Origin of the sequence: Nocardia halotolerans (genome assembly GCF_042650145.1) — a bacterium.
GTDB lineage: Bacteria > Actinomycetota > Actinomycetes > Mycobacteriales > Mycobacteriaceae > Nocardia > Nocardia halotolerans.
This window is the reverse complement of record NZ_JBHSDL010000014.1, coordinates 1,066,125-1,091,403: the sequence shown is the minus strand read 5'-3', so window position 1 is coordinate 1,091,403 and position 25,279 is coordinate 1,066,125. Positions and strand designations below refer to the sequence as shown.

The window sequence follows — 25,279 nt, the reverse complement described above, 5'->3', positions numbered from 1 at the left end:
CGTTGTCATGTGCCGGATGGCGGTGTCTGTGGCGTTCCGCGGTGATGGGACACGCTGGTCCCTCCAAGAGGGGCGTTCGCCAGCGCGCGGTGATCGTGTCGCGGTCGTAGATACGAACGGCGGCGCCTGCTTCGCCCAACCGCTGGCCTGGGCTGTCTTGACGCGGTCCAGGGCCGGTCGACGTGTGGCGTGGTCTCCGCTGGCCGTCGCACCATGGCCTTCGGTCGGCTAGAAGGTGCGTTGGGCTCAGGGCTGTCGGGACAACCGTTCGTAGGTGCGGCACGGAAAACGGCACAGGGGCCGAAATGAACAGCGGCGGTGGCAGATCAGCGGCAGCCAAATCGCGATGAACGCAATCGCTGCAATGTTTCTCAGCGAATGCGTCATCACATGTGCGGTTCGGCGGCCGGTCAATATCCGATTCGCCAGTGACGCTGGCCGCCACCGTTGTTCACGAGCTGCTCTGCCTCAAGATCGAGAGCGCGCATTCGATCAGCACGGCCCCCGAGGGACGAAATGCGCCGGTGGCCGGAGATACCCATATGCGAACCATCAGAGGGGCATGTGCCGGCGACGGCAAGGCAATGTCGCCGTTGCGGATCACCACCACCCGTGCCCCCCATAGCCGTGCCATGTCGGCGGGTTCGCCGATCGACCGGATGTCTGCCCTGACCAGAAATGTCCACATGTCGGCGCGCGGGTGGCCGATGATCGACAACGGAGCAACACCACGAAGGTCGAGGCTGGATTTGACCTGTTGGGCAAGTTGGGTCGGCATCATCACCGCTCCGACAAAACCGGCCCGCATCGTGATCCGACCCGTTCCGGGATCGATTACGGTGGGCAGCGAGCACACGCTCCGGTAGTACTCGCAGCGCGAGCGGGGAGACTCGGTCCATGCCCTGGTCGGGCTTGACTGTGTCATCGGGATTCCTCACCTACCCAGGTCTCGGTGTCGGTGACCTCGGTAACAGGGACAGTGGGTTTGGTCGTGATCCATCCGGCTACTGTCATCGCCTCGAGCGCACTGACAAGGTCAGTGCATGATCGTTTGAACGCGTGGGTGTCCTTGATATCGGCGAGTGTGTCGGCGGAAGGGTTTGTGCTGGCGCCCGAGGATGGGTCAGACCACACCGCGGATGGTTGCGGGTTCAGCTCTTCGGCGTATCTCATTGCGGCTCCCAGGTGACGCTCGCAAACAATGCTGGGCATTCGCTCGGCGGTTTCGCGAGCTGGTTCAGGCTTCAATCGTGGCCCTCCAACAGCATCGACAGGAATCGCGTAGCGATGGCGTACCGTGGGCGTAACGTAGGCATTTCCCCAGTCGGACACTGGAAAGCGGGGGCGGCGATGATACGTGGGCAGGGGTGGACCGGCTTCGAAGCGGCCGTTCTTCAAGAGGCAATGCGTAAGTCGATCCGGGAATTCGCGGACATGCTGGGTGTCGAGACAACCACGGTGAGCAACTGGCGCTCGGGCTTGAGTGCGGTCAAACCTCGCTCAGTGGCGCAAGAGATCCTGGACACGGCATACGCTCGCCACGCAACTCAGGACGACCGTGCACGCTTCGAGCAAATCATCGCGGAAGGCGAAGCCGCCTGGAGGAGCCGCCACTCGTTGCCCGCGCACCCAGCTCCAGCCGTGGACGTGCGCACCGGTGACACGTTGACAGGTTTCGAATTCAACACTGGCCGGCGTGGGTGGTCAGGGCTCGACACACTGTTGGTCGACGTAGACGACTTCACGGCCCTGGCTGCCGAGATCGAGACTGCGTTGTGGGCAGCGGGAAACGTCGACTACACCGGGCCGCTGCGCTCAATCCCGGCTCTCATCGCCGCCAGCCGAACAGTCACGAGACTCAACATGGTTGGCGAGTACTCCACTCTCGCCGTGATGCTCGCGCCATTGATCACCGACCTGTACCGGCACACCCGTGAAAGCGGCGAGTCCGAGCAACGCATTGCTTGGGATGCGTTGGCGCAGGTCAGTTTCGACACCTCTGTCGTGATGCGCGCCCGCGGACATCTGACGTTGGCGTGGGTTGCCGCGCGGGCCGCCGAGGACGCAGCCCGTGCCATCGACAGCAAGTCGGGTTGTGCTGCTGCAGCATTCGTGTCCAGTCAAGTGCTGTTGGCTCGACCCATCTCAACGAAAGCTGCCCTCGATCGTGCGGAAAGCACTGCGGCTTCGGCCGGCTCACGTATTGAAACCGTCAACGAAGTGCAAGCGATGGGGATGCTGCACTTGCAGGCCGCGCTGGCGACGGCTGCTGGCGGTGGCAGCCCACACGATCATCTGGATCATGCCACCGAGTACGCGGCACGGCTAGACGGCCCCGTCACGGCCGATCGTTCATCGATCATCGGCAATCCTACGTTCAACTCGGCGAACGTGGCCCTGTGGAAGATGAGCGTGGCGATGGAAGGTCGCGAACCCGAAGCGGTACTGGCCCTCGCGCAGAAATTGAAACCGCAGATGTTGCCGACTCCGGGAAGGGCGGCGCAGTACTTCGTAGAGGTAGGGCGCGCGGCGGCGTCACGCCGCGACTACGGCACTTCCCTGAATGCGTTGCTACGAGCCGAAAGCATTGCACCAGAGCAAGTTCGGAATTCGGATGCGGTGCAGGAGACCGTCGGCGACATGATGTCCGTCGCCAAGCGCACGCTCACGACCGGCGACCTGGGCAAGCTCGCTCAGCGAATAGGTGTCGTTGCCTAGCCGACAGACCTCTCGCTGGGCTGCCATGATGGGCTCATGACTGAGCGCACTCGGGTGTTGTACGCGATCGTGACCGGTGCATCACGGGCCGACACGATCGGTGAGCTGGTGAAGATGGCGCAGGCCGACGGTTGGGACGTCTGCGTCGTTGCCTCACCCAATGGTGCGCGCTTCATCGACGCCGAGGCGTTGGCAGCACAGACCGGGTATCCGGTGCGCTCGGAGTTCAAGGAACCGGGAACCGATGACCTGCTGCCTGCGGCTGATGCCATCATCGCCGCTCCATTGACCACGAACTCGCTGGCGAAATGGGCTGCGGGAATCGGTGACACTTTGCCACTTGCACTGCTGGTGGAGGCTGTCGGCGCTGGGTTGCCCGTGGTGGCGATCCCGCACGCCAAACAGGAGCAGATGAACTTCCCGGCCATTCGCGAGGCACAGGCACGTCTCACCGAGTGGGGAGTGCGGCTCGTTCGGATCGACGCCGATGCCGATACCGGCCCGTTGCCGTGGTCGGCGGCGTTGAAGGCTCTCGGCTAGGGCTGACGGCCTACTCGGTGTATGGCTCGATACCAGGGTGGGGCCGGGGTGGGCAGCTGATCAAGGCCTTGACCAGCGCAGCAATGCGCCTACCAGCACCGAAGTGCCCCCACTGGGACTCGAACCCAGACTCGACGGATTTTAAGTCCGCTGCCTCTGCCAATTGGGCTATAGGGGCGTCCGGGACAGCCTAGCGACTCGTACGGGTGTACCGGAATCGTGTCGGTAGACGCGGTCGGATCGGCGTGTCGTGAGTGAGCGCGCCGAGCCGGCCGTTGTCCCTGGAAGGTACTGGTCAGATCTTGGCCTGCTCTCGTTTGCCGAGCAGGGAGTGGCGGCCCGGCGGTGATCTTCGCCGTCACCGAGCCGCCGGCTTCCTCGAGCGCCTGGGTCGCGCGTTCGACCGCGGCGAGGATCTCCTCGGCGTGCTCGGCGAGCACCGTGCCCAGGTCGGTGAGCTGCACCCCGCGCCCGCGTCGCTCGAACAGCCGGGTACCGACATCGCGTTCGAGCTGGGCGAGCTGTTGGGAGACCGCCGAGGCGGTGTAGTGCAAGGCGGCCGCGGCGGCCGTGATCGTGCCGCGGCGATGTAGTTCCCGCAACATTCGCAGGCGGGCCAATGACAGGTCCATGGACCCGAGCTTAAGCACTGTGCAGGAACTTTGAAGGATCCCGTGTACGAACCGTAAATAGACGCGCGACCAGGGGCGACGGCAGGCTGGGGTGACCGGGACGACGAGGTCCGCCACGGGTGATGACGAGCATCAAGAAGGAGGTGGGCGCCATGACGACGTTGAACCCGACCGGGGGCACGCCGCAGGTGACTTCGCAGACCGTTTCGACCACCCCCGCGGCCACAGCGCCGGCCCCCGCGACCCGTCGTAGCGAGCCGTATCTGCGCCTGCACTGGACCGATTCCCTGACCGAGGCGGTGGGCTACCTGGTGGTGCACACGCTGCGCGGTGGGCTGACCACCGGCGGCACCCGCATGCGGGCCGGCTGCACCCTGGGTGAGGTGGAGGACCTGGCGCGCGGCATGGCCAACAAGACCGCCACCTTCGACCTGCCGATCGGCGGCGCCAAGGGCGGAATCGACTTCGATCCCAAGGACCCGCGAGCCGGGGCCGTGCTGGAACGCTTCTGCGAGGCCATGCGCCCTTGGCTCGACGCGCACTGGGTCACCGCGGAGGACCTGGGCGTCCCGCAGCACCTGATCGACGAGGTGTTCGAAAAACTGGACCTGGACCAGAGTTACCACGCCGCCATCCGGCGCTCCGCCGACCCGGCGAAAACCCTGGAGCGGGTGCGCAACGGGCTCAACGCCGCGGTCGACGGCGGCTTCCTGCTCGGTGATGTGATCGGTGGGTACGGGGTTGCGCATGCCTGCCTCGCCGCCGCGGTGGCGCGCGGCCGGGCTCCCGGCGAGACGACCGTCGCGATCCAGGGCGTGGGCACCATGGGCGGATCGGCGGCCTACTACCTGCACGAGGCGGGTATGAAGGTGACCACGGTGGCCGACGCCGCCGGTGCCCTGTACTGCGCCGACGGCCTCGACATCCCCGCGCTGCTGGACCTGCGCGACGGCTACGGCGAGATCGACCGGGCCCGGCTGCCCGAGGGCATCACCGCACTGCCCCGCAACGCCATCATCAGCGCCGACGTCGACATCCTGGTGCCTGCGGCGATCTCGTACGCGATCACGCCGGACAACTCCTTCGACATCAGGGCCCATGTGATCGTCGAAGCGGCGAACGCGGCGACCACCCCGGAAGCCGAAGCCATGCTCGCCGCGCGCGGCATTCCGGTGCTGCCGGACTTCGTCGCCAACGCCGGTGCGGTGGCGTGGGCGTGGTGGTTGCTGCTCGGTGAGGTGGACGACGTTCCCGACACCTCGTTCGATCGGCTGCGCACCACCATGCACGACAAGGTCGCCCAGCTGTTGACCGCGTGGACCGACGACGACATCACCCCGCGCGAGGCCGGGCACCGCTGGGCAGACGACCCGGCACCGCTCATCGGGCGGGTCGTCATCCCCTGACCGCCGCTGCGCGACAGCGGCGGCGGGTGACGGCACCGGAGGAATATCAGGTTCCGGTCAGCGCGGCCGCGCCCGCGAATTCGCGATAGATCGCCCGGCCCCGCCAGGCCGGGCGATCCGTCGGGTATCGGCGCCCACCAGGCAGGCGCCGACCATCGGCTCAGATACTGGTCGAGTCGCCCGACCGCACCCGCACGGCGCTGACGGCCGCGTCGGCGGCGAGCAGGGCGCTGTTGATGGAGATCTCGCCGCGCATGCCCGGTAATCGAGTTGTCACGCAGCAGGATGCGGGTGACGTCGCGATCGAGGTCTTGGCGAAGCCCTGCTCACCGAAGAGGCGCAACGCCTCGGTGATGATCCGGTCCCGCGATGTGGGTGGGATCCCTGTTCCGTGCCGCGCAACCCCTACTGACCGGCTCGTGGTGTGTCATGCGTCATATGTCAAGGCAAAAGCAAATTGCCCGTTACTTTGGTGGTTCGGTTCACATATCCCGGGTAACCCCGGGTGAGACAGACACTCGGCAAATCGGGCGGGAAGAGCGAAAGGAAGTGCTGTGGATAACTCCGTCGTCGCGATCGAATTCCAGCAAGGCTTCAATGACGCGTGGAGTTCGGTCGCGCAATTCGTTCCGAAGCTGGTTGCCTTCGTCGTCATCCTGCTGATCGGCTGGATCATCGCGAAAGTAGTCGCGAAAATTGTCAACGCGGTACTCGAGCGCGTGGGCTTCGATCGGTTGGTGGAACGCGGGCAAGTCCAGAAGATGTTGTCCAAGAGCAAGTATGACGCCTCCGACCTACTCGCCAAGATCGCCTACTACGCGATTCTGCTGATCGCGTTGCAGATCGGTTTCGGTGTCTTCGGGCCCAACCCGGTCAGTGATCTGCTCACCGGCATCGTGGCCTGGCTGCCCAAGGCGGCAGTGGCGATCCTGATCGTGGTGATCGCCGGCGCCATCGCCCACGCCGTGAGCGAACTGGTCGGCAACATGCTGGGCGGGCTGTCCTATGGCGGCATGCTCGGCAAGATCGCCGCGGTGTTCATCTGGGGCATCGGCATCATCGCCGCGCTGAACCAGATCGGCGTGGCGACCTCGGTGACCACGCCGATCCTGATCGCCGTGCTCGCCACCATCGGCGGCATCCTGGTGGTCGGTGTCGGCGGCGGCCTGGTGCGGCCCATGGAGCAGCGCTGGAACAACTGGCTCGGCAGCCTGGAATCGGAGATGCCCGCGCTCAAGGGGCAGGCCCAGGCTTACCAGCGCGGCCGTGAGGACATGTCGCGTGAAGGCGAGCGGGTTTCGGGTGCGCACGCCGAGCAGGGCCGTCAGCGGGTCACGCCCGGTGCGGCCTACCCGGTGACCGGGGAGCAGCAGCCCGGTTGGGGCGGGGATACGCCCAGGTAGTCATCGGACCTCGACGCTCCGTCATCGAACTCGATGGCGGAGCGTCGTCGTATGCGGGATGAATTCAGAGCTCGGCGTGCCTGCACACCGCGGCCAAGCGCAATTGCAGCCAGTCGGCGTCGTGCCAGGTCTGCGGTGCCACACCGGCGAATTGCCCGGCCCGTTCGGCGAGCTGATCGAGTAGTCCGCGCGCGTATCCGGCGAGCAGGATGGTGACCGGAATCTGCGCCGAATCCTCGACTCCGAACTCGAGAATGTCGCGGATCGCGGCGGCGTGCTGATCCAGTTGTGCGAGCACGCCCGGTAGCGCGGTGGCCGCGGTGGCCGCGGGGACGCCGTATTCGATATTCAACTGTTGCAGATGTCGCCGAGCCGAAACTTCGAGCAACGCGGGGCCTCGCGTGAACACGCCTCAGAGGGTAGCAAGCATGCTAAACATTATGAAATCGAATCGTTATATGCAAGACCTACTGGTCGGTTGACCAGCAAGTCTGGCCGTCGACGGAAGCGGTTACGGCGGGTATAACCAGACCGAGAGAACTTTCGGCAAACCAGCTCGGCGAGCGAAAGGTTCCACAGTGCACGTCACCGATTCGGCCGTCCAGCTGCTCGGGATGAACCCGGTCATCGCGGCCGGCGCCGGGTACGCCGCCCGGACCGGCATCAGCACGATGCTGCGCACGTCGCCGTACGCCCCGCTCCTGGGTCGCTTGCTCGCCGCACTCATCTGGGGCTGCGGCGGCATGGCCACCCTCACCGCCGTCGGCGTCGCCCCCTCGGTCACCGTGCCGCTGGCGCTGACGGTGCTCACCGTCGTGCTGCTCACGCTGGCGCTGGCCTTCGCCGCGGGTCTGCTCCGGCCGGCGCGAACGGTCGCACCGGCCTCGACGGCCGAGTCCGCCCGGTCCTGACCTACCGGAACGCGTTGGCGTCGGTGAGCGCCTTGCCCAGCACCAGCTGGTGCACCTCGACGGTCCCCTCATAGGTGAGCACCGATTCCAAGTTGTTCGCGTGCCGCAGTACCGGATAGTCGAGGGTGATGCCGTTGGCGCCCAGAATCGTCCGGCACTGACGCGCGATCTCGATCGCTTCGCGCGTGCTGTTCAGCTTGCCCGCGCTGATCTGTTCGCCGGTGATCTCGTGGCGATCCTTCAACCGGCCCAGCTGCAACGCCAGCAGCTGCCCTTTGCCCAGCTCCAGCGCCATGTCGGCCAGCTTGGCCTGGGTGAGCTGGTAACCGGCCAGCGGTTTGTCGAACACTTCCCGGGTGCGGGCGTAGTCGATGGTGGCGCGCAAGCAGTCGCGGGCGGCGCCGAGTGCACCGAAGACGATGCCGAAGCGGGCCTCACTCAAACAGGCCAGCGGTGAACTCAACCCGCGTGACTCCGGCAGCACGGCATCGGCGGGCAGCCGCACCTCGTCGAAATCCAAGGCGGCCGTGAGCGAGGCGCGCAACGACAGTTTGCGGTGGATCTCGCGGGTGGTGAATCCGGGTGTGCCCGCGGGCACCAGGAAACCGCGCACCCTCGGCTTGTCGGTGCCGGGCTCTTCGGCGTAGGCCCACACCACGGCCACATCGGCGACCGACCCGTTGGTGATCCACATCTTCGACCCGTTGAGTACCCAGTCCTCGCCGACCCGCCGCGCCCGGGTACGCATGCCGCCCGGGTTGGACCCGAAGTCGGGTTCGGTGAGCCCGAAGCAGCCGATCACCTCGCCGGCGGCCATCGCCGGCAGGTACTGCTGTTTCTGTTCCTCCGACCCGAAGAAGTGGATCGCGGTCATGGCCAGTGAGCCCTGCACCGACACCATGCTGCGCACCCCGGAATCGACGGCCTCGAGCTCCTGGCACGCCAGTCCGTAGGCGGTGGCCGAGGCACCCGCGCAGCCGTATCCCTCCAGGTGCATGCCGAGCAGTCCGAGCTTGCCCAGTTCCGGGGCGATCTCGCGCGCCGGGAAGGTGCCGTTGTCGAACCAGTCGGCGATGTGCGGACGCAGCCTGCGTTGCCCGAATCGGTCCACGGTGTCGCGAATTTCGCGCTCCTCGGCCGACAGCAACGAATCGATCGCGAACAGTTCTTCGACGGTCACCATGGGGTCAGCCTAACGGCAGCGCCGCCGCCGAATCCGGCACTTCGTACGGGCGCAATACCCCTGCGCGCGCAGCCGGGACCAGCCAACTAGTCTGAGCTCATGAGTGAGCTGGGATTCTCCACCAGGGCCGTGCATGCCGGATATGAACCCGATCCTCAGACCGGTGCGGTCAACGTGCCCATCTACGCGAGTTCCACCTTCGCCCAGGACGGTGTCGGCGGCATGCGTGGCGGTTACGAGTACGCGCGCACCGGCAACCCGACCCGCACGGCGCTGGAGGCCAACCTCGCCGCCATCGAATCGGGCGGATTCGGCCGGGCTTTCGCCTCGGGCATGGCGGCCACCGACTGCGCACTGCGCGCGGTGCTGCGGCCCGGCGATCACATCGTGATCCCCGACGACGCCTACGGCGGTACCTTCCGGCTCATCGACAAGGTGTTCACCCAGTGGGGCATCGAGTACTCACCGGCCCACATCGCCGACCTCGACGCGGTGCGCGCGGCCATCCGCCCCAACACCAAGCTGGTGTGGGTCGAGACGCCGACCAACCCGCTGCTCAGCATCGGTGACATCCCGGCGCTGGCCGACCTCGCGCACGGTGCGGGGGCGAAACTGGTCGTCGACAACACCTTCGCCACGCCGTACCTGCAGCAGCCGCTGCGGTTGGGTGCCGACATCGTGCTGCACTCGACCACCAAGTACCTGGGCGGTCACTCCGATGTGGTCGGCGGCGCGCTGATCACCGACGACGAAGAACTCGACAAGGCGTTCGCGTTCCTGCAGAACGGCGCGGGCGCGGTCCCTGGCCCGTTCGACGCCTTCCTCACCCTGCGCGGCATCAAGACCCTGGCCGTGCGGATGGAGAAGCACTGCGACAACGCCGAGACGATCGCGGAGTTCCTCAGCAACCACCCCGCCATCTCGAAGGTGATCTACCCGGGTCTGCCCACGCACCCCGGCTACGAGATCGCGCAGAAGCAGATGCGCCGCAGCGGCGGCATGATCTCGGTGCGCCTGGCCGGTGGCCGGGAGGCGGCACTGAAATTCTGCTCACGCACCGAGATCTTCACCCTGGCCGAATCGCTGGGCGGCATCGAATCGCTGATCGAGCACCCGGGCGCGATGACGCACGCGAGCACCGAGGGTTCGGAACTGGAAGTGCCCGCCGACCTGGTCCGCCTCTCGGTCGGGATCGAGGACATCAGCGACCTGCTCGCCGACATCGAGCAAGCCCTGAGCTGAGTAGGAACCCCGCACATGACGAAACGGCCGCATCCGGATATCGGATGCGGCCGTTCGTGTTCGGGTTCAGCACGCCCGGTGCACCGGGCGCCGGGATCAGCCGTGGTAGGGCTCGGCGTTGACCAGGGTCACCTTCATGGTGTTGCCGTTGGGCAGCGTGTATTCGCGGGTCTCGCCCACCTTGGCGTCGATCAGCGCGTGTCCCAGCGGCGAGTTCGGCGAGTAGGTCTCGAGACCCGTGGCGCCCAGGCCCTCTTCGCGGGTGGCGATCAGGAAGCTCTCGGTGTCGCTCTCGTCGCCGTCGTAGTAAACCGTGACGACCGAACCGGGCAGTGCCACACCGGATTTGGTGGGGGCCACGCCGACCTTGGCGTTGTTCAGGAGTTCCTGCAGCTGGCGAATGCGCGCCTCCTGCTGACCCTGCTCCTCACGCGCGGCGTGGTAGCCACCGTTCTCCTTGAGGTCGCCTTCTTCGCGACGCTCGTTGATCTCGGCGGCAATGACCGGACGATTGGCAATGAGCAAGTCCAGCTCACTCTTGAGCCTGTCGTGCGACTCCTGGGTAAGCCAGGTCACATTCTCGGTCATCTCGATCACTCCCTAGTAGTTGTTCCCGGCGGACCGGGATTCCCTGAAACCGGCGCATGCCCTCCCGGAGAAGGGCATGCGCCGACCCGACGGCTGGAGCGATCCTGGGGGTGAACCCGAAACCCGCCGAACAGCATCGCTGGCCGCCAATGCAGCAAACACGGCTCCGAACCCCGGAACCGTGTATCAGCCCATTTTAGCATGTCTCACAAAGATGCAGGTCAGGCCAGCTGACGGGGCGTGTGGCGGCTAAGGCTGGCGTAGATAGCCTGGCACGTCCTCGCTGCATCCGTAGATGTCGCCGGCCGAGGGCCGGGTCGACGACTCGACTGTAGTGCGCACCTGCACGCTGGTGTGTTCGGAGGCCGGCACGAGTACCTCACGCCTGCCCACCTCGGCACTGTCGCGACTCATCGCCCGCACGAAGCACACCACCGGCTGTCGCGGATTCTCCCTGGTCACCTTGATGCGCACCTCGAGGGTGGAATCGTCGACCACCACATATCCGAGCTGTTCGGTCTCGATCGCCTTCGGGCCGTATTTCTGGAAGCCGAGGTAGGCCACCGCGAAGCCGGCCACGACCACGCCGACGCCGAGAACGACCATCAGCCACCGGCGGCGCACCGGGGGTTTCGTGCCGTAGCGTTCGGCGTGTCGCGCGGCGGCGGCCGCGGTGGTCGCCGCGGTGTCGGGGGCGGGCTCGGTCATCGGTTTCTCGCTCCCGGGGGTGGTCGGAACAAACAGGGCATCGGATGGAACTATAGGGACTGTAGTTCTGACACCCGCGAGCGAGAGCGATGGTGAACGAGACGTGAGTGGCCTTCGCCTCATGGCAGTGCACGCCCACCCCGACGACGAATCGAGCAAAGGCGCCGCGACCACGGCCAGGTACGCGGCCGAGGGCGTCGATGTCCTGGTCGTGACCCTGACCGGTGGCGAACGGGGGAGCATCCTGAACCCGGCCATGGACACCCCCGGCGTCCTGGACCGGATCAACGAGGTCCGGCGCGAGGAGATGGCCGCGGCCGCCCACGCGCTCGGGGTGCGCCAGCACTGGCTCGGTTTCGTCGACTCGGGCCTGCCCGAGGGCGACCCGCTACCACCGCTGCCCGAGGGCTGCTTCGCGCTGGTGCCGCTCGAGGTGGCCACCGAGGCGCTGGTACGGGTGATCCGCGAATTCAGACCGCACGTGATCACCACCTACGACGAAACCGGCGGTTACCCGCACCCCGACCACATCCGCTGCCACGAGGTGTCGGTGGCCGCCTACGAAGCCGCGGGCGACCCGGAAGCTTTCCCGGCGGCCGGGGAGCCCTGGACCCCGCTCAAGCTGTACTACGACCACGGGTTCAGCCAGAAGCGGCTGGAAGCCTTCGCCGCCGAGTACGAGCGCGACGGCAAGCCGTTCCCGCTGCAGGAGTGGCTGGACCGGATGCGTCAGTACGCGGGCGCGCGCGGCGACATCATGGGCCGGGTCACCACCCAGATCGAGTGTTCGAAATACTTCCCCCAGCGTGACGACGCCCTGCGCGCGCACGCCACCCAGATCGATCCCAACGGCGCGTTCTTCGCGATCCCGTTGGAGTTGCAACAGCGGCTGTGGCCGACCGAGGAGTTCGAATTGGCCAAGACGAGAGTATCCACCGCCATCCCGGAGACCGACCTGTTCGCCGGCATCGAGGACGCTGACCGGTGATTCTGGCTCTCCTCGCACAAGACACACCCACCGGACCCGAGTTCGGTAAGGCGTCCCCACTCGGGCTGCTGGTCGTACTGATCCTGCTGGCGGGCACGGTGCTGCTGGTGCGCTCGATGAACAAGCACCTCAAGGCACTGCCCGACACGTTCGAACCCGAACATCCGGAACCGGACCAGAAGGCCGACGAAGGGACCGAACCGGGCGTGATCCCGGCCACCGACGAAGGTTCCGCCGAGCCGCCGAAACCGGCGACTTAACCGGATCTGGCCAGGTCGGCGACCAGTTCGCCCACCAGTTCGCGCGCGGCGGTGGCGTGTTCGGCCACCGACCGTTGCGCGCCGCTCGCGCTGAGCTCGATCATCGTGTTCATCAGACCGAACAGCACGACGAGCCTGCGCAGTGCCGCACGGCGTTCGGTCGCGGTCATTTCAGCGGGCAGCGGGACGTCGGTCATGTTCACACTCATGGCATCGGACCAGGTCGAGCGTTCGTTTCGGCCGACACGCAATCGTTGCCGTGCCGATCACCAATCGATGAGGTCCATCCGGTGCAGCTGCTGGAACACCAGCATGGAGCCCGGCGCCACCAGGTCCATCGCGGCGTACTCGCTCACCGTGAAGTAGCGGAATTCGGCGATTTCGCCGGTCGCGTAGGGTTCGCCGGTCAGATCGGCCAGGAAACAGGTCATGTGCAGCGGGGTGTCCTTACCGTGGCCGAAGGCCTCGGCCTCGAAGATCCCGAGTTCGGCCACCCCTGCCAGCCCGACGCCGAGTTCCTCCTCGATCTCACGGTGCAAAGCTTGTAAAGGGGTCTCACCCGGGTCGATCTTGCCGCCCGCCATGTAGAAGACGTCCTTGCCCTCCGGGCGCGTCTGAATCAGCCTGCGGTCGCGGACATGGGCGAGGGCGGCGGTGCGGATCATGGGTTCACTCTATGGACCGATCGGTTCCGGTTCATCTCGAAGGCGCGTGGCGAGCGCTGTGTCCGAGTCGGCTCCGGGGCAATCACTGCTCGGCGCCGGTCACGGGAGGCCCACCGGAGCTCAGCGCAGTGGTGCGTGAGGTGTCCTTGAGGTCGACACCGGAGCGGCCGAGCGCACGCGCACCCGTGACCAGGCCGGCGACCACGCGGGCGGCATCGGCATAGGCCAGGCCGTCGGGCGGGTGGATGTTGGAGACGCAGTTGCGTTCGGCGTCGGCACGGCCGGGCCGTGGGGCATGGGTCAGGTAGACCCCGAGACTGTCGGCCACCGACAAGCCGGGGCGCTCACCGATGATCACCAGCACCGTGCGCACACCCATCGCCGCGGCGAGGTGATCGCCCAGCGCCACGCGCGCTTCGGTCGCGATGACCGGCGGCGCCAGGGTGTGGTCGCCCAGCCTCGCAGCGAGTGCGGCGAGCAGCCCGGCGCCGTGATCGGCGAGCGCGCGTGGTGACAGGCCGTCGGCGAGGACGAAGCCGATGTCGGCGCCGGTGTGCGCGATCCCGGACAGGTCGGCGGGTAGCCGGCCGAGGTCGGGCCGGCGCAGGTATTGCGAGCGGTCGCCGGCCCGGCTGGTCACCACCACCGGCTCACCCAGACCCACTTGCGTGATCTGCCCGGCCAAGGATTCGACGTCCAGCGGTACGTGCACCGCGTCGCGGGCGGCGGCATGCGCGGCGCGCAGGGCGAGGACATCGGTGGTGGACAGGGCATCGCCGGTGCGGCCGAGCCCGATCCGGGCCTGGGTGCGGGCCCGCAGAATCCGCCAGAACTCCCGGTCGGACGGCGACCCGGATTCGGATATGGGCGTGGCGACGCCGCGCTCGGCTGGTGTGCTCATCGGGTGCCCGCCAGGGCGCGCAGGGGTGAGGTCAGCGGTTCCACCTGGCGCACCCGGCCTTTCGCGTCGAGCATGCCCAGCCCCGACAACCATGCCTCGAATTCCGGTGCTGGACGCAGGTTCAGCACTCGCCGGGCGTAGAGGGCGTCGTGGAAACTCAGGCTCTGGTAGCCGAGCATCACGTCGTCGGCGCCGGGCACCGTGATGACGAACGCGCAGCCCGCCGCGCCCAGCAGCGTGAGCAGGGTGTCCATGTCGTCGGAGTCGGCTTCGGCGTGGTTGGTGTAGCAGACATCGACGCCCATCGGCAGGCCGAGCAGTTTGCCGCAGAAGTGGTCCTCGAGCCCGGCGCGGATGATCTGCTTGCCGTCGTAGAGGTACTCGGGCCCGATGAACCCGACAACGGTGTTCACCAGCAGCGGTCGCAGATCTCTGGCCACCGCGTAGGCGCGGGCCTCGAGTGTCTGCTGGTCGACCGGTCGGTCACCCACTCCCAGATGCGCGTTCGCGCTCAACGCCGAGCCCTGCCCGGTCTCCAGATACATCACGTTGTCACCGACGGTGCCGCGGCCGAGCGAACGCCCGGCCTCGTTGCCTTCGCGCAGCAGCGACATGTTCACGCCGAAACCCGAGTTCGCGCCTTCGGTGCCGGCGATGGATTGGAAGACCAGGTCCACCGGCGCACCGGCTTCGATCAGGCCGATGGTGGTGGTGACGTGGGAGAGCACGCACGACTGGGTCGGGATGTCGAAGCGGGTGCGCACATCGTCGAGCAGATGCAGCAGGTCGGCGGTGGCCTGGGGCGAATCGGTGGCCGGGTTGATGCCGATCACCGCGTCACCGCAGCCGAGCAGCAGCCCGTCGAGGGTGGCGGCGGCGATCCCGCGCGGATCGTCGGTGGGGTGGTTCGGTTGCAGGCGCGTGCTCAACCGGCCGGGCAGCCCGATCGTGGTGCGGAAACCCGCCGTCACCACGGTCGCCTGCGCGACCGCGATCAGATCCTGGTTGCGCATGATCTTGCTGACCGCGGCCACCATCTCCGGGGTGAGGCCCGGCGACACCGCCGCCAGCGTCGCCGCCGCGTCCTCGGTGGCGGCGACCGCGAGCAACCAGTCCCGCAGCCCGCCGACAGTGAGGTGTGCGATCGGCGCGAACGCGGGCCGGTCGTGGCTGTCGATGATCAGCCGGGTCACCTCGTCGGTCTCGTACGGTACGAGGACCTCGGTGAGGAAGGTCGTCAGCGGTACCTCGGCCAGCGCCCACTGGGCTGCGGCTCGTTCGGCGTCGGTCTCGGCCGCGCACCCCGCTAGCTGATCACCGCTGCGCAGTGGTGTGGCCTTGGCCAGCAGCTCGATCAAGCCGTCGAAGGTGTGTGTGGAAGCGCCGATTGTGCTGCGGTACACCGTCATCAGAGTGCCGGCACCGGTGCGGTGCCGTCCTCCTTTCGCGAGTGCGTTGTGGTCGCTCGGTCGCCTGTGTGGCCGAGCGCGGGCTTCGGGTCGGCGGGTGTCACTCGAGTTCCTGTTCGGCCTTCGCCAGCGCCGCGAACTCCTCGTCGGGAGATCTGGCGACGAGATGATGGCGACTGTAGAGACCGAAGTAGGCCATGAAGGCGCAGAACACGCCGAGGGTGAACAGCGCCGCCTTCGGGTCGACCACGAAGGTCGCCGCCACCGAGACCGCGGCGATGACCAGCGCGAACGACGTGGTGGCGATACCGCCGGGGGTGCGGTAGGGACGCGGCATGTCCGGTTCGCGGACCCGCAGCACGATGTGGCTCACCATCATCAGCACATAGCTCAGTGCCGCGCCGAACACGGCCATGTTCAGCAGCATCGCGCCCTCGCCGGTGAGCGAGAGACCGAAACCGATGACGCCGGGCACGATCAGCGCCAGGACCGGCGCCTTGCGCGCGTTGGTCACCGACAAGCTGGTCGGCAGGTACCCGGCTCGCGAGAGCGCGAAGGTCTGGCGCGAGTACGCGTAGACGATCGAGAAGAAGCTGGCCACCAGCCCGGCCAGCCCGATGTAGTTGACCACCTTGGCCATCGGGCTGTCGCCGAGCGCGGCCACCAGCGGGTTGCCCGACGCCGACGCGTCCTGTGCGCCGAGCGCGCCGGTGACCAGGAACAGCACCACCGCACCGGTGACCATCAGGACGAGCATCGCGACGATGATGCCCTTGGGCACGTTCTTCTCCGGTTCGCGCGCTTCCTCGGCGGCCAGCGGCACGCCTTCGATCGCGAGGAAAAACCAGATGGCGAACGGAACGGCCGCCCAGATACCGAAATAGCCGAACGGCAGCCACGACGACGAACCGGTCGCGGCCGGGTCGGGTGCGATGTTGGTCAGGTTGGCGATGTCGAACCGCCCGAGCGCGGCGACCGCGAACACCAGCAGGCCGACCAGCGCGATCGCGGTGATCACGAACATCACCTTGAGCGCCTCACCCGCACCGGCGAGGTGCACGCCGATGAACAGCGCGTAGACCGCCAGATACACCCACCACCCGTCGCTGATCCCGAACAGGTTCAGCGATTCCACATAGGCGCCGATGAAGGTGGCGATGGCGGCGGGCGCGATCGCGTACTCGATGAGCACGGCGGTACCGGTGGCGAACCCACCCCAGGGGCCGAGCGCGCGCCGGGCGAAGGTGTAGCCGCCGCCCGCCGCCGGCAGGGCCGACGACATCTCGGACATGCCGAGCACCATGGCCAGATACATTGCGGCGATGACGATCGCGGCGATCAGCAGTCCGCCGAACCCACCTTCGGCGAGCCCGAAGTTCCAGCCCGAGTAGTCGCCGGAGATCACATAGCTCACGCCGAGGCCGGCCAGCAGCACCCAGCCCGCCGAGCCGGCGCGCAGGGTGCGTTTGGCGAGATAGTCGTCGGCGGGCGCGGACGCGCCGGTCTCGGGGATGGCGTCGGTACTCATGGTGAAGCTCCTCATCGGCAGCACACAGCGCCGACCGAGCCGGCCGCGGGTGCGGCCTGCGGGTCGGTGCACACAATGAACGGTGTGGTCTGAAATATGGGCGACGACTGTTACGGCCGTGGATCGCCCAGGTCAGCGGCGCGTATCGAATGCCGCCGACCTGGGCGAACGGGTCGATCAGGGGTGTTTCACATCACTGCGAAACCGTGTCGCCGGTGGGTGGTGGCGGCTGGGATTCCAGCTCGGCCACCTCCTCGTCGGTGAGCAGCCGGGAACGGATCAGGAACCGCACACCCTCGGGGGATTCCAAAGAGAAGCCGCTGCCCCGGCCGGGCACCACGTCGACAGTGAGATGGGTGTGTTTCCAGTACGCGAACTGGTCGGCACTCATCCAGAACGGGGTGTCGCCGGGTAGATGCCCCAGCAGCACATCCGAGGCCCCCACGCGGAATTCACCACGTGGGTAGCACATCGGGGAACTGCCGTCACAGCAGCCGCCGGACTGGTGGAACATGACCGGACCGTGCTGGGCGGCCAGTTCCCGCAGCAGCGTCGCCGCCTGTTCGGTGAGGTCGACGCGGCGCACCATCAGAAGAAGCCGAGCTTGTTCGGCGAGTAGCTGACCAGCAGGTTCTTGGTCTGCTGGTAGTGGTCGAGCATCATCTTGTGGTTCTCGCGCCCGATGCCGGACTTCTTGTACCCGCCGAACGCGGCGTGCGCGGGGTAGGCGTGATAGCAGTTGGTCCACACCCGGCCGGCCTTGATGCCGCGCCCGAGCCGGTAGGCGGTGTTCATGTCCCGCGTCCACACGCCGGCGCCCAGACCGTAGAGGGTGTCGTTGGCGATCGACAACGCTTCCTCGGTGGAATCGAAGGTGGTCACCGCGACGACCGGGCCGAAGATCTCCTCCTGGAACACGCGCATGTCGTTGCGGCCCTTGAAGATCGTCGGTTCGATGTAGAAGCCCTCGCCCAGCCCGTCGACGCTGCGGACCGCGCCACCGGTGAGTACCTCGGCGCCTTCCTTCTTCCCGATATCGATGTAGGACAGGATCTTCTCGAACTGGTCGTTGCTGGCCTGGGCACCGATCATGGTGGCCTCGTCCAGGGGGTCACCGCTGACGATGGCCTTGGTGCGTTCGACGCAGCGAGCCATGAACTCGTCGTAGATCGAGGACGCGATCAGCGCCCGCGACGGACAGGTGCACACCTCGCCCTGGTTCAACGCGAACATCACGAAACCCTCGATGGCCTTGTCGAGGTAGTCGTCATCGGCGGCCATCACATCGGGCAGGAAGATGTTGGGGCTCTTGCCACCGAGCTCCAGGGTGACCGGGATGATGTTCTCACTCGCGTACTGCATGATCAGCCGGCCGGTGGTGGTCTCGCCGGTGAACGCCACCTTGGCCACCCGCGGGCTCGACGCCAACGGCTTTCCGGCCTCCACGCCGAAACCGTTGACCACGTTGAGAACTCCCGGCGGCAGCAGGTCGGCGACCAGCTCCACCACCTTCATGATCGAGGCCGGGGTCTGCTCGGCGGGCTTGAGCACCACCGCGTTACCGGCGGCGAGCGCGGGCGCCAGCTTCCAGGTGGCCATCAGGATCGGGAAGTTCCACGGAATGATCTGCGCGACAACGCCGAGCGGCTCGTGGAAGTGGTAGGCGATGGTGTCGCCGTCGATTTCGCTGATGCCACCTTCCTGCGCGCGCAGCACGCCCGCGAAATAGCGGAAGTGGTCGACCGCCAACGGCAGGTCCGCGGCCAGGGTCTCGCGGACCGGCTTGCCGTTGTCCCAGGTCTCGGCGACCGCGAGCGACTCGAGGTTGGTCTCGATCCGGTCGGCGATCTTGTTCAGGATGTTGGCCCGCTCGGCGGGCGAGGTCTCACCCCAGGCGGGGGCGGCGCGGTGCGCGGCATCGAGGGCCAGCTCCACGTCGGCGGCACTGGAACGGGCGATCTCGCAGAACGGCTGCCCGTCCACCGGGGAGGTGTTCTCGAAGTACCGGCCCTGCACCGGCGGAACCCATTTGCCGTCGATGAAATTGTCGTACCGCTTGGCGTAGCTGACGATGCTGCCCTCGGCGCCCGGTTTTGCGTAGATCATGTGCGGTAGCTCCTCGCTGATTCCGGTAAAGCGTGACGCCCATCACTATGCGCCGCGAGGGTTGATGAAACGTTGAAGCCGGACCGATCAGGCCCGGAGCGCGGTGTGGCGCCGGGCCGCGGCGACCGCGCGGCGCGGATCGGTGCCGGGCAGCAGGGCCAGCGCGTGTTCGTGGACGGCGATGTCGTCGGGAGCGGATTCGCCGTAGGTGAGGGCGTGGGCGGCGTCGGTGCTCGCCAGCACCGCGTTGCGCATGGCGACCTCGAGATGGTCGCGCCACTCGCTGATTCCCGGGGTGTCGGAATCCGGCAGCAGCGGGCCGCGATACAGGCGCACCGCGGTGTCGAGGTCACCCGCGTCCAGGGCGCGCAGCACCTCGACCGCGTCGCAGCTCAGGGCAGTGGTGAACCGGTACACGCGGCTGGTGATCTCGCCGCCGGTGGCGCGGCGCAGATACGACATCTCGGATTTGAGGGTGCTGGCGCCGACCGCGCGGTCACCGTAGACGGCGTAGTGCAGGCGTTCGTGGTTGTAGCCGTCGTCGTCGAGGGCCAGCAGGGTCAGGATCTCGAGTTGGCGAGGCCGCAACCGCACCGGTTGCCCGTCCCGCAGCAACCGGCCCGCGCCCAGGCAGGTGAGCCACATCCCCGTGGGGGCGGGCGATACGGCCCGCAGCTTCGATTCGATCGCGCTGGTCATGGTGCGCACGGTCGCCATGGCCAGCGGATGCGAGCGTTTCCAGGTGGTCGACAGATCGAGCACGCCGAGCAGCGTCCCGTCGGCGGCGCGGATCGGCGCGCAGTAACAAACCCAGCCGTGCAGCGCGGCGACGAGGTGTTCGGCGGAGAACACGGTGTGTGGTTGATCGTCGCGCAACGCCAGCGACAGCGCGTTGGTCCCCATGTGCGCCTCGTCCCACCGCCCACCCGGTGCGAAGTTCACCTGCTCGGCCCGCCGCCGCATCACCGGCCCGCCGTAGGTCCACAGGATCGTGCCCGAAGCGTCGGTCACCGCGGCGACGTAACCCGCGTCGTCGGCGACGCTGTGCAACTGTTCTTTCAGCTCCGTGACCGGCCTCCGCAACGGCGACTCCGCCCACCGCGGCCCGATATCGGTCTCGCTGACCGGTGCGTGGTCGCGCCCCGGATCCACCGTGCGCAACGATCGCAACCACGACTGCGCCACCTCGGCCCGTACCCCCGAACCCAGCCCCGCACCCTCGGCCCCGCCCGGCACCCACAACGCCCACTCCCGCTCCAACGCAGCGCGCTGCGCGGAAAGCGTGAGTTGCACCATCGACCCGACTTTCTGCTAGACGAGGATCTCACCCACCATCATGCCCCAGCACCGGCCACTGAGCAGCAGTTTCACGGCTCGGACCGCTCATCGGCGACCCGCGATGTGCAGTTCATCGAGCCAATTGTGTCTTCAATTGTGTACACTTTTTCTATGGAGACCCTATCTGTGCGTGAGGCGCGGGAGCAGTTGTCCGGTCTGTTGGCGCGATTTCGGAAGGGTGATCGGCGACCGGTCGGGGTCGGATCGCACCGCAAGACCGAGGCCGTGATGGTTCCGGTCGAGGTGTTCGAGGAGTTCACCGCCGAGCGGTCGCGGTCTTTGGCGCAGGCTGCGGCTTCGGTCAGGGCGGAGGGACAGTCGGCGAGCCCAGCTGCCGAGGAGATCATGGGGCAGTGGGCGCGCGGCGAGATCAGCAGCATGCGGATGCGTGAGCTGATCCGGGGTATGTATGGCGCAGCGTAACGGTGGATCCGTACCTCGACCCTGAATGAGGGGTATTGCGTAATCGCCTGGGGATCACAGACGCTGCTTCTCTGCGTCGAGCGGAGGCCGACCTGAGCCAGGCGGCGCTGGCCGACCTGGGCATCAGGTCGTTGCCCGGCCGCTACGACCTGCAACATCTGTGTGCGTTCCATCGCGAGATCTTCGCTGACGTGTACCCATGGGCCGGGGAAATCCGCACGGTCGGCATCGCCAAATCGGATCCGTTCTGTCTCCCGCGCCACATCGCGAGCTACGCCTCGGAGGTGTTCGCGTCGCTCGCGGCAGAAGGGCATCTGCGAGGGTTGGACAGGGTCGAATTCATCGCGAAGCTGACCCACTACCTGGGTGAAGTCAACGCGATCCATCCGTTTCGTGAGGGGAACGGTCGCGCTCAGCGGGCCTTCTTCCATCAACTCGCTCGTGAAGCGGGCTGGGTGATCGACTGGTCGGGCCTTTCTCCAGAGGACAACGTGCAGGTGTCGATCGCATCGCTGCGGGGCGACAACGAACCGATGCGCGATCTGCTGGATCGGCTGGTACAGCGAACATAGGTGCTGTGCCGTGTCCCGCGCGTCTTGCGGCGTCGCCACAGTGGGGCCGCGACATCGCGAAGCAGCGCGAGCGCCCCGGGCCGGTGGCAGCCGGTCAGCGTGGGGCCAGCGCGATGGCCTCGATCTCGATCTGCCAGTCGGGCCGGGCGAGCGCGGACACTTCCAGCAGGGTGTCGGCGGGGTAGGGCTCGGTGAGGAATTCGGCGCGCAGTTCGATCACCTCGGGCAGGTTGGCGGCCATGTCCCGGACGAAGATGCCGACCTTCACGATGTCACCCAGGCCCGCGCCTGCCGCGGCCAGGACTCGTTCGACATTGCGGAACGCTTGGCGGCCCTGCGCGCCGAAACCGCCTTCGACGGTGCGGCCGTCCTCGGTGAAACCGGCTTGGCCGGACACGTAGATCAGACCGTCGACGGCGATCGCCTGGGAGATGCGGTACGGCTGGTACCAGTCGGGACTGGTGTGGATCTGCTCGATACGGGCGTTGCGGTTGCTCATGGACTGAGCCTGACCGCCGGCGAGTATCGGCACCAGCGCCCGCTGAACCGCTGGCCGCCGAACCCAGGTCTGGCAGACCCACCCTAAGATTCGGTAATCGTGGACAGCACTCAGCACATCGGGGAATTCCTCGTCTCCCGCCGTGCACGTCTGCGTCCGGAGGACGTGGGCGTGCCCTTCTTCGGTACCCGCCGCCGGGTTCCGGGACTGCGGCGCGAGGAACTCGCCCAGCTCGCGGGTGTCAGTGCCGACTATTACGCCCGGCTGGAGCAGGGGCGGTTGGACAACGTCTCACCCGCTGTCCTCGATGCCGTGGCCGGTGCCCTGCGGCTCAGCCCCGAGGAACGCACCCACCTGTTCAACCTGGCCAGGCCGCCCCGGTTGCCGGAAACCGGTGGGGATCGGCCGGTGCTGCGGCCCGCGCTGCGCACGTTGCTCGACGCCATGGAACACGTTCCGGCCTATGTGGTGGGTCATCACACCGATATCCTCGGCTGGAACCGAGGCGCCGAACTGCTGTTCGGCATCGACTTCGCGGCCTTGCCGCCGGCCCAGCGCAATTGGGCGTATCTGCTGTTCCTGGATCCGCGTATCCGGACACTGTTCGCCGACGATCAGCCGGTGATCGCCCGGCAGGTGGCCTCGGATCTGCGATTACGCAACAGCCACCGCCCCGACGATCGCGCCCTGCGCGAAGTGATCGGGCACATGCGTTTCGCCAGTCCGCAATTCGAGCAGTTGTGGACCAGTCACGATGTCACCGAGGTCGCCTACGGCACCTACCACTTCCGGCATCCGCGGCTCGGCGCGATCGAGGTCGACTACGAGTTCATGTCCCTGGTCGCCGATCCCGGGGTGCGGGCCCTGGTGAGTTACACCGCGCAACCCGGCAGCGCGACCGAGCGGGGCCTGCGCGCGCTGCTCACCTCAGATCAGGGGTAGGTCCGCCAGACCCCGGCTCGCTGGTCAGCGGTAGACCAGGTGCTGGTGCCGGTTCGCGCGGTCGGCGAGGCTGATCGTCGTGAACGCATCAATGACGACCGGCAAGACCGGACCGGCCCACCCCGCGCTGAAGCCCGTCGGCCTCGGCCCGCTTCCGCTGCGCAACCGGTTCGCCGTCGCGCCCATGACCCGTGTCTCGGCGACGCCGGACGGCGTGCCCACCACCCAGATGGCCGAGTACTACCGCGAATACGCCGCGGGCGGATTCGGCTTGATCGTGACCGAGGGCATCTACACCGACGCCACCCACAGCCAGGGCTACTTCAACCAGCCGGGCCTGGTCACCCCCGAGCAGCTCAGCGGATGGCGAGCGGTGACCGACTCCGTGCACGAGGCCGGGGCGGCCATCGTGGCGCAGCTGATGCACGCCGGCGCGATCTCGCAGGGCAATTCGTTCGGGTTCGAGACCGTCGGACCGTCGGCGGTGGCGCCGCGCGGGCAGATGATGGTCGACTACGGCGGTGCCGGCGGGGCGTGGAGCGCACCGCGGGAGATGACCGCCGCCGATCTCGACCAGGCGGTGGCCGGATTCGTGGCGGCGGCGGTCAACGCCAGGGACGCGGGCTTCGACGGGGTCGAGATCCACGGGGCCAACGGCTATCTGCTCGATCAGTTCCTCACCGACTACACCAACCTCCGGACCGACGAGTACGGCGGTTCGGTGCGGAACCGGATCCGCCTGACCGCGCGCGTGCTGGCAGCGGTACGGGACGCGGTGGGGGACTTCCCGGTCGGAGTGCGGCTGTCGCAGACCAAGGTCAACGACTTCACCTACCGCTGGCCAGGGGGCGAGGCCGATGCCCGGATCGTGTTCGAGGCGCTGCGCGAGGCGAGCTACCTGCACATCGCCAGCGAGGGACGCGATTTCATCGAGACCGCGCGCTTTCCGAGCGGTGCGACGATCACCGGGCTGGCTCGCGAACTGACCGGGCGCCCCGTCATCGCCAATGGCGGCATGCACGATCTGAACCAGGCCGCCGATGTACTGACCGGCGGACATGCCGACGTGCTCTCCGTCGGCCGCGGCGCGCTGGCGAACCCGGACCTGCCGCGCCGCGTGGAATCCGGCGCACCGCTCGACCCCTTCGACTACACGATGCTGCACCCGATGGCCACGCTGGATTGTGCCGCCACGTGGCGGGCCGACCGACAGCCGGCGGCTGCCGCATCTGTCGGGTAGTGGTGTGAGGCTGTCGCCGCGATCGCCTCTGCCAATGAACTCCCGCTGTACACCCGGAACTCCGCCGACTTCAAGAGCTTGGAATCAATGCTCGAGATCGTGGCGCTCTGAGCCGATGCGAGCGTGGTCGGCCGGGTCCTCGGCTCGGATCTGTTGCACCAGGTCGCGCAATTGGGCTGCGACCGGTGCGAGGGCATCGTCTTCCCAGATGCAGAACACCTGCAGTCGCGGGGTTTCGGGTGTCATCGGGATGTAGACGATGCCGGGGTAGGGGTGAATGTAGGGGGTTGATTCGGCGGTGATTCCCGTTCCCTCACCGAGGGAGACGTGATGATTCCACTCGTCGACCGAGCCCGCGTTGATCGGCGGGCGGGTGGGGCGCATGTGGGGTGGCCACAGGTCCATTGTCGTTGTGCCCGAGAGGACATCGAGCACGATTCGCTCCTGCGACAGGTCGCGCAGTGACAATTCGGGGCGATCGGCGAGCGGGTGCGTTCGCCGCAGGGCCGCGACGCGCCGTTCGGTGAACAGCAGGGTGGAATGGCGGACTTCGGGCGTCGGATATCGCGCTATTCCCAAGTCCGCGTGACCGGTGGCGACACCTGAGGTGCGACTCTGAAACCGCTTGAGCATCAGCTGTTCCCGTTTCCGGGGATCGGAATTCCACCGTTCGAAAACCTGATTGGTGAGCTGGCCGAGCGCCGCCCAGACATAGCCGACAGTGATCGTCGGCTTCTGATCGGAAGGTCGCACCGCTAGTTCGAAAGCGGCCAGGGCGCGGCGGGCACGGGTGAGGTGCAGCCGACCGTGCTCGGTGAGCGTGCAGCCGGTGGGAGTGCGGTCGAACAGCGGCCGGTCCAGGGCGCGCTCGAGTTGGGCGAGTGTTCGGGAGACCGCGGGCTGTCCGGTGTGGAGCCGGGCCGCCGCACGCGACACACTGCCCTCTTCCGCGATGGCGACGAGCACCTCCAGATGCCGCAATTCGAGACCCATGCTTGCGAAGCATACGCACCGCGTAAACCGGCATTGGACGGTCCGAGTGGTGCTCCCTAGCGTCATGGCTGTCGAGGCGGGACC

General features: G+C 67.1%; 27 protein-coding genes, 1 tRNA gene and 1 pseudogene. 12 read left to right on the top strand and 17 right to left on the bottom strand.

The annotated features are described in order from the left end of the window. Positions 1-451 precede the first annotated feature (451 nt). Positions 452-925 carry a DNA-directed RNA polymerase subunit beta gene (locus tag ACFO5K_RS15675; RefSeq protein ID WP_378562417.1) on the bottom strand — a complete coding sequence of 158 codons (474 nt, stop codon included), beginning with the start codon at positions 923-925 and terminating at the stop codon, positions 452-454. Positions 926-1,404: 479 nt separating this feature from the next. Here ACFO5K_RS15675 and ACFO5K_RS15670 point away from each other — a divergent pair, with 479 nt between their 5' ends. After that, positions 1,405-2,718 (top strand): hypothetical protein, encoded by a 1,314-nt coding sequence (locus tag ACFO5K_RS15670; protein WP_378562414.1) that lies wholly within the window; start codon positions 1,405-1,407, stop codon positions 2,716-2,718. Positions 2,719-2,754: 36 nt separating this feature from the next. After that, positions 2,755-3,258 (top strand): flavoprotein, encoded by a 504-nt coding sequence (locus tag ACFO5K_RS15665; protein ID WP_378562411.1) that lies wholly within the window; start codon positions 2,755-2,757, stop codon positions 3,256-3,258. 104 nt (positions 3,259-3,362) lie between these two features. On the opposite strand, the gene ACFO5K_RS15660 is transcribed toward ACFO5K_RS15665, so the two are convergent. Continuing rightward, positions 3,363-3,436 (bottom strand) — tRNA-Leu (locus ACFO5K_RS15660). A gap of 160 nt (positions 3,437-3,596) precedes the next feature. Continuing rightward, a pseudogene (locus ACFO5K_RS15655) lies at positions 3,597-3,890 on the bottom strand (LysR family transcriptional regulator); the annotation flags it as partial. A 152-nt stretch (positions 3,891-4,042) separates the two neighbouring features. Between ACFO5K_RS15655 and ACFO5K_RS15650 the strand changes: the two are divergent. Together ACFO5K_RS15650 and ACFO5K_RS15645 are read left to right on the top strand one after the other, a co-directional pair. Further along, entirely contained in the window at positions 4,043-5,296 is a 1,254-nt protein-coding gene (locus ACFO5K_RS15650) for a Glu/Leu/Phe/Val dehydrogenase dimerization domain-containing protein (RefSeq protein ID WP_378563887.1), read from the top strand. Between the two features lie 554 nt (positions 5,297-5,850). Continuing rightward, entirely contained in the window at positions 5,851-6,699 is an 849-nt protein-coding gene (locus tag ACFO5K_RS15645; RefSeq protein WP_378562408.1) for a mechanosensitive ion channel family protein, read from the top strand. A gap of 64 nt (positions 6,700-6,763) precedes the next feature. Here ACFO5K_RS15645 and ACFO5K_RS15640 read toward each other — a convergent pair whose 3' ends face one another. Next, a complete protein-coding gene (locus ACFO5K_RS15640; protein WP_378562405.1) occupies positions 6,764-7,108 on the bottom strand; it encodes a DUF6401 family natural product biosynthesis protein in 345 nt (114 codons plus the stop codon). A 169-nt stretch (positions 7,109-7,277) separates the two neighbouring features. On the opposite strand from ACFO5K_RS15640, the gene ACFO5K_RS15635 reads away from it, so the two are divergent. Then, the gene (locus tag ACFO5K_RS15635) at positions 7,278-7,610 is read left to right on the top strand and encodes a hypothetical protein (RefSeq protein WP_378562402.1); all 333 of its coding nucleotides are present in this window, start codon (positions 7,278-7,280) and stop codon (positions 7,608-7,610) included. A 1-nt stretch (position 7,611) separates the two neighbouring features. Here the strand turns inward: ACFO5K_RS15635 and ACFO5K_RS15630 are convergent, their stop codons facing one another. Beyond that, positions 7,612-8,793 carry an acyl-CoA dehydrogenase family protein gene (locus ACFO5K_RS15630; protein ID WP_378562399.1) on the bottom strand — a complete coding sequence of 394 codons (1,182 nt, stop codon included), beginning with the start codon at positions 8,791-8,793 and terminating at the stop codon, positions 7,612-7,614. 99 nt (positions 8,794-8,892) lie between these two features. On the opposite strand from ACFO5K_RS15630, the gene ACFO5K_RS15625 reads away from it, so the two are divergent. Beyond that, positions 8,893-10,035: a cystathionine gamma-synthase gene (locus ACFO5K_RS15625; RefSeq protein ID WP_378562396.1), complete on the top strand. Its 1,143-nt coding sequence runs from the start codon at positions 8,893-8,895 to the stop codon at positions 10,033-10,035. 96 nt (positions 10,036-10,131) lie between these two features. Here ACFO5K_RS15625 and greA read toward each other — a convergent pair whose 3' ends face one another. Next, entirely contained in the window at positions 10,132-10,623 is a 492-nt protein-coding gene (gene greA, locus ACFO5K_RS15620) for a transcription elongation factor GreA (RefSeq protein ID WP_378563884.1), read from the bottom strand. A 249-nt stretch (positions 10,624-10,872) separates the two neighbouring features. Continuing rightward, positions 10,873-11,331 (bottom strand): DUF4307 domain-containing protein, encoded by a 459-nt coding sequence (locus ACFO5K_RS15615; RefSeq protein ID WP_378562393.1) that lies wholly within the window; start codon positions 11,329-11,331, stop codon positions 10,873-10,875. Positions 11,332-11,452: 121 nt separating this feature from the next. Here ACFO5K_RS15615 and mca point away from each other — a divergent pair, with 121 nt between their 5' ends. Together mca and ACFO5K_RS15605 are read left to right on the top strand one after the other, a co-directional pair. Further along, positions 11,453-12,319: a mycothiol conjugate amidase Mca gene (mca, locus tag ACFO5K_RS15610; protein WP_378562390.1), complete on the top strand. Its 867-nt coding sequence runs from the start codon at positions 11,453-11,455 to the stop codon at positions 12,317-12,319. Further along, positions 12,319-12,579: a hypothetical protein gene (locus ACFO5K_RS15605; protein ID WP_378563881.1), complete on the top strand. Its 261-nt coding sequence runs from the start codon at positions 12,319-12,321 to the stop codon at positions 12,577-12,579. The genes mca and ACFO5K_RS15605 overlap by 1 nt, the downstream gene beginning before the upstream one ends. Here the strand turns inward: ACFO5K_RS15605 and ACFO5K_RS15600 are convergent. The 8 genes from ACFO5K_RS15600 to ACFO5K_RS15565 all read right to left on the bottom strand — a co-directional run bounded on the left by ACFO5K_RS15600 (position 12,576) and on the right by ACFO5K_RS15565 (position 20,484). Continuing rightward, complete coding sequence (locus ACFO5K_RS15600; RefSeq protein WP_378562387.1) at positions 12,576-12,776, bottom strand: hypothetical protein; 201 nt, start codon at positions 12,774-12,776, stop codon at positions 12,576-12,578. The two genes, ACFO5K_RS15605 and ACFO5K_RS15600, sit on opposite strands and share 4 nt — an antisense overlap. 69 nt (positions 12,777-12,845) lie before the next feature. After that, positions 12,846-13,244 (bottom strand): NUDIX hydrolase, encoded by a 399-nt coding sequence (locus ACFO5K_RS15595; protein WP_378562384.1) that lies wholly within the window; start codon positions 13,242-13,244, stop codon positions 12,846-12,848. Between the two features lie 82 nt (positions 13,245-13,326). Beyond that, positions 13,327-14,145: an ethanolamine ammonia-lyase subunit EutC gene (gene eutC, locus ACFO5K_RS15590; RefSeq protein WP_378562381.1), complete on the bottom strand. Its 819-nt coding sequence runs from the start codon at positions 14,143-14,145 to the stop codon at positions 13,327-13,329. After that, the gene (locus tag ACFO5K_RS15585; RefSeq protein WP_378562378.1) at positions 14,142-15,554 is read right to left on the bottom strand and encodes an ethanolamine ammonia-lyase subunit EutB; all 1,413 of its coding nucleotides are present in this window, start codon (positions 15,552-15,554) and stop codon (positions 14,142-14,144) included. The genes eutC and ACFO5K_RS15585 overlap by 4 nt, the downstream gene beginning before the upstream one ends. Positions 15,555-15,654: 100 nt before the next feature. Next, on the bottom strand, positions 15,655-17,082 hold the full coding sequence (gene eat / locus ACFO5K_RS15580) for an ethanolamine permease (RefSeq protein WP_378562375.1): 1,428 nt from the start codon (positions 17,080-17,082) through the stop codon (positions 15,655-15,657). A gap of 193 nt (positions 17,083-17,275) precedes the next feature. After that, positions 17,276-17,671, bottom strand: coding sequence for a DUF779 domain-containing protein (locus ACFO5K_RS15575; protein WP_378562372.1), 396 nt, complete (start codon positions 17,669-17,671; stop codon positions 17,276-17,278). Further along, positions 17,671-19,188: an aldehyde dehydrogenase gene (adh, locus tag ACFO5K_RS15570; RefSeq protein WP_378562369.1), complete on the bottom strand. Its 1,518-nt coding sequence runs from the start codon at positions 19,186-19,188 to the stop codon at positions 17,671-17,673. The genes ACFO5K_RS15575 and adh overlap by 1 nt, the downstream gene beginning before the upstream one ends. Positions 19,189-19,275: 87 nt before the next feature. Continuing rightward, a complete protein-coding gene (locus ACFO5K_RS15565; protein WP_378562366.1) occupies positions 19,276-20,484 on the bottom strand; it encodes a transcriptional regulator in 1,209 nt (402 codons plus the stop codon). Between the two features lie 153 nt (positions 20,485-20,637). On the opposite strand from ACFO5K_RS15565, the gene ACFO5K_RS15560 reads away from it, so the two are divergent. Both ACFO5K_RS15560 and ACFO5K_RS15555 read left to right on the top strand, forming a co-directional pair. Next, positions 20,638-20,949 carry an antitoxin VbhA family protein gene (locus ACFO5K_RS15560; protein ID WP_378562363.1) on the top strand — a complete coding sequence of 104 codons (312 nt, stop codon included), beginning with the start codon at positions 20,638-20,640 and terminating at the stop codon, positions 20,947-20,949. Positions 20,950-20,984: 35 nt separating this feature from the next. Next, entirely contained in the window at positions 20,985-21,521 is a 537-nt protein-coding gene (locus tag ACFO5K_RS15555; protein WP_378562360.1) for a Fic/DOC family protein, read from the top strand. Positions 21,522-21,615: 94 nt separating this feature from the next. On the opposite strand, the gene ACFO5K_RS15550 is transcribed toward ACFO5K_RS15555, so the two are convergent. Beyond that, complete coding sequence (locus ACFO5K_RS15550; protein ID WP_378562357.1) at positions 21,616-22,020, bottom strand: RidA family protein; 405 nt, start codon at positions 22,018-22,020, stop codon at positions 21,616-21,618. Between the two features lie 99 nt (positions 22,021-22,119). On the opposite strand from ACFO5K_RS15550, the gene ACFO5K_RS15545 reads away from it, so the two are divergent. After that, positions 22,120-22,962, top strand: coding sequence for a helix-turn-helix domain-containing protein (locus ACFO5K_RS15545; RefSeq protein ID WP_378562354.1), 843 nt, complete (start codon positions 22,120-22,122; stop codon positions 22,960-22,962). A gap of 79 nt (positions 22,963-23,041) precedes the next feature. Further along, entirely contained in the window at positions 23,042-24,202 is a 1,161-nt protein-coding gene (locus ACFO5K_RS15540) for an oxidoreductase (RefSeq protein ID WP_378562351.1), read from the top strand. A gap of 84 nt (positions 24,203-24,286) precedes the next feature. On the opposite strand, the gene ACFO5K_RS15535 is transcribed toward ACFO5K_RS15540, so the two are convergent. Further along, a complete protein-coding gene (locus ACFO5K_RS15535) occupies positions 24,287-25,195 on the bottom strand; it encodes a LysR family transcriptional regulator (RefSeq protein ID WP_378562348.1) in 909 nt (302 codons plus the stop codon). Between the last annotated feature and the right edge of the window lie 84 nt (positions 25,196-25,279).